This window comes from Ralstonia sp. TCR112 (genome assembly GCF_007997035.1).
GTDB lineage: Bacteria > Pseudomonadota > Gammaproteobacteria > Burkholderiales > Burkholderiaceae > Ralstonia > Ralstonia edaphi.
The window spans coordinates 1-6930 of the sequence record NZ_VOSS01000212.1 but is presented as its reverse complement, the minus strand read 5'-3'; the positions used below and the strand labels follow the sequence as shown (position 1 = coordinate 6930).

At 65.3% G+C, this 6930-nt stretch carries 10 protein-coding genes; 6 read left to right on the top strand and 4 right to left on the bottom strand.

Going from position 1 to position 6930, the window contains the following annotated elements; translation table 11 throughout:
* Positions 1-532: 532 nt before the first annotated feature.
* Positions 533-883 carry an arsenate reductase (glutaredoxin) gene (gene arsC / locus FUT88_RS25390; protein ID WP_147219323.1) on the top strand — a complete coding sequence of 117 codons (351 nt, stop codon included), beginning with the start codon at positions 533-535 and terminating at the stop codon, positions 881-883.
* A gap of 125 nt (positions 884-1008) precedes the next feature.
* Here arsC and FUT88_RS25385 read toward each other — a convergent pair whose 3' ends face one another.
* The 3 genes from FUT88_RS25385 to FUT88_RS25375 form a co-directional block, all read right to left on the bottom strand.
* Positions 1009-1284, bottom strand: a complete 276-nt coding sequence (locus FUT88_RS25385; RefSeq protein ID WP_147219321.1) for a hypothetical protein — start codon at positions 1282-1284, stop codon at positions 1009-1011.
* 273 nt (positions 1285-1557) lie between these two features.
* Positions 1558-2286, bottom strand: a complete 729-nt coding sequence (locus FUT88_RS25380; protein ID WP_147219319.1) for an exonuclease — start codon at positions 2284-2286, stop codon at positions 1558-1560.
* Positions 2283-2939, bottom strand: coding sequence for an MBL fold metallo-hydrolase (locus FUT88_RS25375; protein ID WP_147219317.1), 657 nt, complete (start codon positions 2937-2939; stop codon positions 2283-2285). Before FUT88_RS25375 ends, FUT88_RS25380 begins: the two co-directional genes overlap by 4 nt.
* Positions 2940-3140: 201 nt before the next feature.
* Between FUT88_RS25375 and FUT88_RS25370 the strand changes: the two genes are divergently transcribed.
* On the top strand, positions 3141-3872 hold the full coding sequence (locus FUT88_RS25370; RefSeq protein ID WP_186829387.1) for a septal ring lytic transglycosylase RlpA family protein: 732 nt from the start codon (positions 3141-3143) through the stop codon (positions 3870-3872).
* A 25-nt stretch (positions 3873-3897) separates the two neighbouring features.
* Here the strand turns inward: FUT88_RS25370 and rsmI are convergent, their stop codons facing one another.
* Positions 3898-4800, bottom strand: a complete 903-nt coding sequence (gene rsmI, locus FUT88_RS25365) for a 16S rRNA (cytidine(1402)-2'-O)-methyltransferase (RefSeq protein ID WP_147219312.1) — start codon at positions 4798-4800, stop codon at positions 3898-3900.
* Positions 4801-4835: 35 nt separating this feature from the next.
* Between rsmI and FUT88_RS25360 the strand changes: the two genes are divergently transcribed.
* The 4 genes from FUT88_RS25360 to FUT88_RS25345 all read left to right on the top strand — a co-directional run.
* A complete protein-coding gene (locus tag FUT88_RS25360) occupies positions 4836-5213 on the top strand; it encodes a YraN family protein (protein ID WP_004628719.1) in 378 nt (125 codons plus the stop codon).
* Between the two features lie 50 nt (positions 5214-5263).
* The gene (locus FUT88_RS25355; RefSeq protein ID WP_147219311.1) at positions 5264-6082 is read left to right on the top strand and encodes a BON domain-containing protein; all 819 of its coding nucleotides are present in this window, start codon (positions 5264-5266) and stop codon (positions 6080-6082) included.
* 133 nt (positions 6083-6215) lie between these two features.
* Positions 6216-6572 (top strand): c-type cytochrome, encoded by a 357-nt coding sequence (locus FUT88_RS25350; RefSeq protein ID WP_147219310.1) that lies wholly within the window; start codon positions 6216-6218, stop codon positions 6570-6572.
* Positions 6569-6930, top strand: a 362-nt coding sequence (locus FUT88_RS25345; RefSeq protein ID WP_147219309.1) for an FAD-dependent oxidoreductase, incomplete at its 3' end; no start/stop codon positions are given. The genes FUT88_RS25350 and FUT88_RS25345, both read left to right, overlap by 4 nt.

The following is a 6930-nucleotide window of genomic DNA, read 5'->3' as shown; positions in this document are numbered from 1 at the left end:
CGACTTCCCTTGAATTTGTGTGACCGTGCGGGGAAGGAGGCAAACTCGCTGCGCTCAGATCAGCCTCCTTCTTGATCCGCCCGCTCACAAAAAATTCAAGGCGCCATCAAGGGCTCAACGTCAAAAGAAAAAGGCCAACCCGTCGCGAGGTTGCCTTTGTCGTTTCGGCTTGCGCCCAGAGTGTTTGGCTTTGTCCGTTGACTTTCTCTGCCCTAGATGGCGCCTTCAATTTTTGTAAGCGGGCGGAAAAAAAAGGCGGGGAACTGTCTGAGCGAAGCGAGTTTTCCCCGCCTCCGCCGGTTATGAAAATTGAGGGAGTCTTTCGCCATCTCGGGCGCGCATTTCTTTGCTTACTTTCTTTGGGCAAGACCAAAGAAAGTGAGTCAGCCCCGGCAGGGGATGAAACAAGGGATGCACCACAAAAAACAAAAAAGCACGAATCCCCCCACAACCAACAACGAACCCCCCACCCAACCCCCACCCCTTAAGATTGCAACACACCCCATCAAGCCAACACAAAAGCCCAAAAACCATGCAGATCTACCACAACCCCCGCTGCTCCAAATCCCGCACGGCCCTCGAACAAGCCCAATCCTTCGTCGCAAAAAACGGCGAACAACTTGAGGTCATCGAATACCTGACCACGCCACCCACGCTGGCCGACCTCAAACAGCTCGCAGCGCAACTCGACACCCCGCTGCGCAGCCTGATCCGCGAAAACGAAGACGAATACGCGCAGCTCAATCTGGCCGATGCATCCGACGACGCGCTGCTCAAGGCCATCGCGGCCCACCCGAAGCTGCTGCAGCGCCCGGTGCTCGTGCGCAACGGCCGCGCCGTCATCGGCCGCACGCCTGAAGCGCTTGAGGCGTTCCTGAAGTAATTCACCGCGCCCCACAAAGTTGAACGGCCTGCCGATTTCCATCGGACAGGCCGTTCAGGGGTGGCCGTATCTCGCTCTGCGCGAGGGCCGGGGCTGCGTCCGTCAAGACGCGCAAGGGCACCGGTTTATTCCAGGCCCATCCATCGGGCCATTTCTGACCCGAAACCAACTGCCAGCAGGGCGGCAAGCACCACTGCCAGCGCCGCCGCGGTCGAGACCATGGCGACCTTCATGACGTCTGCGTCGTGGTGCGCGTTGCTGTGCGTGTGATGCAACTGATGCAGATGCTGCGCACGCATGCTCAACGGAACCGCCTTCGCAGATGATTTGCGATGCCAATGCAAGCGCTCCGTCATCGCTCGCAAGTGTTGCGTGTCAAACGCGTCACGGGAAAATCGCATCGCGGTACCTCCCGTTGTTGGCTGATAGCCGACGCCGGCACGCACCGGCGTCGGGGGCACGTGCGGCCCGAAAACGATACGGCAAGCAAATGGCGTATGCGAGTGGCTTTGCTTGTCGGCGCCGGGTGGCGCAGTCGTCTGGTCGCTCGCACAAGCCCAGCGTAGACGGGGGTTTGCGAGCCCGCAAGTTGCGTTGCGGCATGGTGGGCGCATCACGCGGGCAAAAGGCAAAACGCGTGCGGGTCTTCGTGAAATGCGTGACGCGTCCGGCGCTCAATCCTGAGCAGATTGCTGGGACACTTGTGCGGCGGCGCGTTCGCCTTCGCGTTTGCGCAACTCGGCGAGCATGTTGCAGAAGAGGGCGCCTTGCTCTTTCGCGTCATCGAGCGCGATATGCGTGTGTGGCAGCGGGTCGTGCCAGTGTTCGGGAAAGGCCGCTTTGACGTTGCGCCGATAGGGCATGCCTGTGAGCGCAAAGGCCAGCGTCTTGATGTCGAGCGCCGCCCAGCCAAACGGCGAGCGCCCGGCAAAACGCATCATGTACCAGAACATGAACGTGAAATCGAAGCCGGCCGGAAACGCCACGAATACGGGCTTGCCAGGCAGACTCTCAACCCATTCGACGTAGCGCGGCAGGGCCACCTCGGGCGCCTCAAGGTTGGCGCGGCATGCGGCCCACGCCTCGGGCTGCGTTTGCCACCATTGCATCTGGACCGGATGGCCCTCTGCGCCCGGGAGCGTTTCCAGGTTCGCTTCAAACGTGCCGACGAGCGTCTTGTCGGCCAGGTACGCCGCGCTGGCAAAGCTCAGCATCGAGTGCGGTCCGGGGATGGGGCCGTCGGCCTCGATGTCGGTGCTGACGTAGATTTCGGGCCGCGTGTCGGGCGGCTGGTTGCCGCGCTTGCGGCGCGGTTTGTCGGCGGGTGCGACAGGTGCGGCCGGCGCGGTGTCGGCGAAGGTGTCGTCGCTGTCGTTGGTGCTGTCGTTGGTGTTTTCGCTCATGCCGAGCCTTCGTTGGCAAACAGGCGATCAGCGACGTACGGGTTGCTGGCCCGCTCATCGCCAAAGGTCGAGACCGGGCCATGGCCCGGCACAAACGTGACGTCGTCGCCCAGCGGCCAGAGCTTCGTGCGGATCGCGTTGATCAGGTCTGCATGGTTGCCGCGCGGAAAATCCGTGCGGCCGATCGACCCCGCAAACAACACATCGCCCACGATGGCGACGCGGTCTTCCGGGCTGAAGAACACCACGTGGCCAGGTGTGTGGCCAGGGCAGTGGAACACCTGCAGCGTGCGGCCGGCGGCTTCGACGGTGTCGCCGTCTTCCAGCCAGCGGTCGGGCACGAAGGCCTTGGCAGGCGGAAATCCAAAGCGCTGGCTTTGCATCGGCAACTGGTCGATCCAGAACGCCTCATCCTTCTGCGGCCCTTCGATGGGCACGCCAAGCTGCGTGCGCAGCGCATCGGCGGCGGCGCAGTGGTCGACGTGGCCGTGCGTGAGCAGGATCTTTTCGATGCGGGCGCCGTGCTGCTCGGCGGCGGCCAGGATGCGGTCGATATCGCCGCCCGGGTCGGTGACGGCCGCCGTGCCATCGTCGCCAATCAGCAGCGTGCAGTTCTGTTCAAACGGCGTAACGGGGACGACAACGACTTTCATGTGATCTTGTGTGCGCATTTGCACATGGCAGGGATAACCCGATTGTATCGGCCGGAGCCCGCGCCAGCATTGGGCTCGCGGGGTGTGCTGTTACATCGGAAAGAAAATATTACAAAATTGGCGCGAGATGACAGCATGATGTGATCGTTTTAATAGGAAATGTAAATAAACGATCGAAGCATGCATGTTAGACTCGCGGCCATGCTTAAGTTGACCCACCTCAATTCCAGCCGTTCGGCCGGCCGCACGCTGCGTGCCTGGCTCACGCATGGCACCGCGCTGCTGGTGCTGGCGGGCTGTGCCGCCGTTCCCGGCGAGCCGCCCGCGGGTGGACAATCCGGCCTCCAGGCCAGCAAGCCCGCCGCGCCCGCGGTGAAGGTGGCGGACCCGCGCGACAATCCCGATGCCTGGGGCACGCTGTCGTTCCGTGGCACCCAGGATTCGAGCAGCCTGAAGCTGGACGAGAACACCGATACGAGCCCCGGCCTGCGCGCCGACCTCGGCACGTTCGAGCAGCGCGGCCTGGCCTCGTGGTACGGCCGCGGCTTCCACGGCCGCCGCACCGCCAGCGGCGAGCGCTTCGATATGAATGCCTTCACGGTGGCGCATCCGTCGCTGCCGCTGCAAAGCTGGGTGCTGGTGCGCAACCTGTCCAACGACCGCGTGGTCGTGGCCAAGGTGACGGATCGCGGCCCGTACCACGGCAAGCGCATCCTCGACATGTCGTACGCCGCTGCCAAGCGCCTCGACTTCGTCAAGCGTGGTTCGACGCAGGTGGAAATCCGCCGACTGTCGCGCGCTGAAGTTGAAGCGCTGCGCCCCGAGCTGACGCAAACCGACGTTGCCAGCAACGATGGCGATGCCGATGTGGGCGGTGATGAACCGGCACCGGCCAAGAAGAAAGCCACCAAGCGCCGCGCCAAACGCCGCTGATCCGCTGATCCGGCCGCTTCCTGCTTCAGTCCTTCCCTTCGTTTTTCAACGCCAGCGCGCTCTGATACAGCGTGTCGACCGACGCGCCCGTAATCGTCCCGGCCAGCTTGGCCGCGCGCTTGGCCGGCAGCTCAGCCAACAGCAGACGCAAGACCTGGTCCGCCGCCATCGCGGTCGATGCCGCGTCCTGCGCGCCCGCGCCTTCCACCACCAGAACGAATTCGCCCTTGCCGTGCGAGGCATCGGCGGCAAGCCACGCCGGTGCGTCCGCAGCGCGCAGCACGACGATCTGCTCGAACAGCTTGGTCAACTCGCGGCCGATGAGAATGCGTCGCGCCGGCAGGTGTTCCGCCAATGCAGCGAGCGTGGCTTCAATGCGATGCGGTGCCTCATATAGAACCCACGCCGGGCCGTGCGCGGCCCATTGGCGGATGGCCGCGTCGCGTTGCCCCGCCTTGGGCGGCAGGAAGCCGACGAAGGTGAACTGCCCGCCAGACGTGTCGAGCAATTCCCCGGCGGCAGAAAGCGCTGTCACCACCGCGCTCGCGCCCGGCAGCGGGATCACGCGCTGGCCCGCCGCACGCACCGCCTCGACAATCCGCGAACCCGGGTCCGACACGCCGGGCGTGCCCGCATCCGACACATACGCGATGCGCTCGCCCTGCGCCAGCCGCGCGACAATGCGCGCAGCGGCCTCGCGCTCGTTGTGCTCGTGCGCCGCGAGCATCGGCCGCGACAGCCCCAGCCGATTGAGCAGTTGCCCGGTGTTGCGCGTGTCTTCGCAGGCTACCGCGTCGACGATGCCCAGCACGTAGCGCGCCCGCAGCGACACGTCCGCAGCGTTCCCGATGGGGGTAGCCACCACATATAATGCGCCGGCGGGATAGTGCTGGTCGTGCGCCAGCAGGGTCCAGTCAGGATCACTCACGAGAACTTCTCTCAGTTACTTGGTTCAAACCGCGAATGCATGCGCCGCAGCCCATCACAGCCGCCACCGGTGAAGCCGGTGAGGACCGCGCGCTGCGCTACTTGCAGGCGCGCGGGCTGGCCGTGGTCAGCCGCAATTATCGCTGCAAGGGCGGTGAAATCGATCTGGTGATGCGCGACGCGGCCGGCGCGCTCGTCTTCGTTGAGGTGCGTGCCCGCGTGGCGCGTTCCACGCAGCGCTTTGGTGGCGCGGCCGCGAGTGTCACGCCCGCCAAGCAGCGTCGCCTGATTGCCGCGGCTGAAGATTTTCTCGCGCGGCAGGTTGAAGATGTGCCGGCCTGCCGCTTTGACGTCATCGCCATCGACGGTGCGCGTATCGAATGGATGCGCGATGCCTTCGGCGTTGATGCGTAAATCCGCATGAACCTCGCTCTTCTTTCTTCCGGACTTCATTCAAGGACAGCATGAAACTCTCGTCGCCTACGTTTGCCCGTTTCCGTCGCACGGTCACGCGCACCGCCGTGCTGGCCGCCCTGGCCGGCATTACCGCAACGCAGTTGACCGCCTGCTTCCCGCTGTTTGCGGGCGCCGTGGCCGGCGGCGTGGCACTTGCCACCGACCGTCGCCCGACCGCCACCCAGACCATCGACCGCGGCCTGCAGATGGAAGCCGAGAACACGCTGATCTCGCGCTACGACGGCCGTGCCCACGTCAACGTGACGGTCTACAACCGCAAGGTCCTGCTGACCGGCGAAGCCGGCACCGAGCAGACCAAGCAGGAGATCGGCCAATACGCGCAGAAGCTGCAGAACGCGCGCGAGGTCGTCAACGAGATCGTCGTGACGCCGGTGTCGAGCACGTTCGGCTCGCGCACCAATGACACGTACATCACCACCAAGGTGAAGAGCGTGCTGGCCGGCACGGAAGGCGTGCCCTGGAACTCCATCAAGGTGACGACCGAAGCGCAGACCGTCTTCCTGATGGGCGTGGTGACCGAGGCCGAAGGCAACAAGGCCACCGAAGCCGTGCGCACCGTGAGCGGCGTCAACAAGGTCGTGAAGGTGTTCGACTACGTGACCGAAGACGAGCGCAAGCGCCTGGACGCCAATGCCACGTCGACCAACCCGTCGACCGCGCCTGATGCGGCGCAAGGCACGCCGGCACCGGTGCAAGGCACGCCGACGGCCACGCAGGCACCGGCACCCGTCACTTCGGCCTCGCCGGGCGTGACCGTCTCGCCGACCAACTCGCCCGCGCTGCCGCCGGGCAAACAACTGCCGTAAGCCGTCTCGACGACATCGCAACGCAAGAAACGCAGCCACCGCGCTGCGTTTTTTGTTGGCTGCACGCATCACAAGGCACATGGCTGGCGGTGCGTGTTAGCGTATGACGCTTCCGCGACTTCGCTGCCCCCCGATGCCCGTCGTCCACCGCCTTGCCGCCGCAGCGTTGCTTGCGGCGCTGCTGACGGCCCCCGCGCCCACTGTGGCCCATGCGGCCGATCTTCCCCCCACCAATCTGCAGGCCCGCACCTGGGCTGCCACGTGCGCCAGCTGCCATCACGCCGATACCGCGCCCGGCGCCAAGCTCGCCGCGCAGACGCTGCCGCCGCTGGCCGGCCGCTCGCAGGCCGAGTTGATGGACGCAATGCAGGCCTTCCGCAGCGGCGCGCGCCCGTCCACGGTGATGGGCCAGATTGCCCGCGGTTATGACGATGCGCAGATCGCCGCCATTGCCGGCTGGCTGTCACGCCAACCCCAGGAGACGCCATGAGCGAATCGCTGCGCAAGGATCGACGCGCACTCTTGCGCGCACTCGGAGCGACCGCGCTGGCGGGGCCGCTGGCCGCGTGTGCATCGCTGTCGGGCGTGCGCAATGCGCGTGTGGTGGTGGTGGGTGGTGGATACGGCGGCGCAACGGCGGCCAAGTACGTGCGCCTGTTTTCCGGTGGCCGTGTCGATGTCACGCTGGTTGAGCCGAACGCCGCGTTCGTCTCGTGCCCGCTGTCGAACCTCGTCCTGTCGGGCGACCGTGACCTGGCGTCGATTACCGTGCCGTATGACGCGCTGGTCGGGCGCCACGGCGTGCGCTGGGTGCGCGACCGCGCCTCGGCCATCGACGCGGCGCCAGG

Coding starts and splice junctions, on each gene's coding strand:
- FUT88_RS25375 (WP_147219317.1), bottom strand. CDS start 2,939: ATGAAAGTCGTTGTCGTCCCCGTTACGCCGTTTGAACAGAACTGCACG.
- FUT88_RS25380 (WP_147219319.1), bottom strand. CDS start 2,286: ATGAGCGAAAACACCAACGACAGCACCAACGACAGCGACGACACCTTC.
- FUT88_RS25370 (WP_186829387.1), top strand. CDS start 3,141: ATGCTTAAGTTGACCCACCTCAATTCCAGCCGTTCGGCCGGCCGCACG.
- FUT88_RS25385 (WP_147219321.1), bottom strand. CDS start 1,284: ATGCGATTTTCCCGTGACGCGTTTGACACGCAACACTTGCGAGCGATG.
- FUT88_RS25360 (WP_004628719.1), top strand. CDS start 4,836: ATGCATGCGCCGCAGCCCATCACAGCCGCCACCGGTGAAGCCGGTGAG.
- arsC (WP_147219323.1), top strand. CDS start 533: ATGCAGATCTACCACAACCCCCGCTGCTCCAAATCCCGCACGGCCCTC.
- FUT88_RS25355 (WP_147219311.1), top strand. CDS start 5,264: ATGAAACTCTCGTCGCCTACGTTTGCCCGTTTCCGTCGCACGGTCACG.
- FUT88_RS25350 (WP_147219310.1), top strand. CDS start 6,216: ATGCCCGTCGTCCACCGCCTTGCCGCCGCAGCGTTGCTTGCGGCGCTG.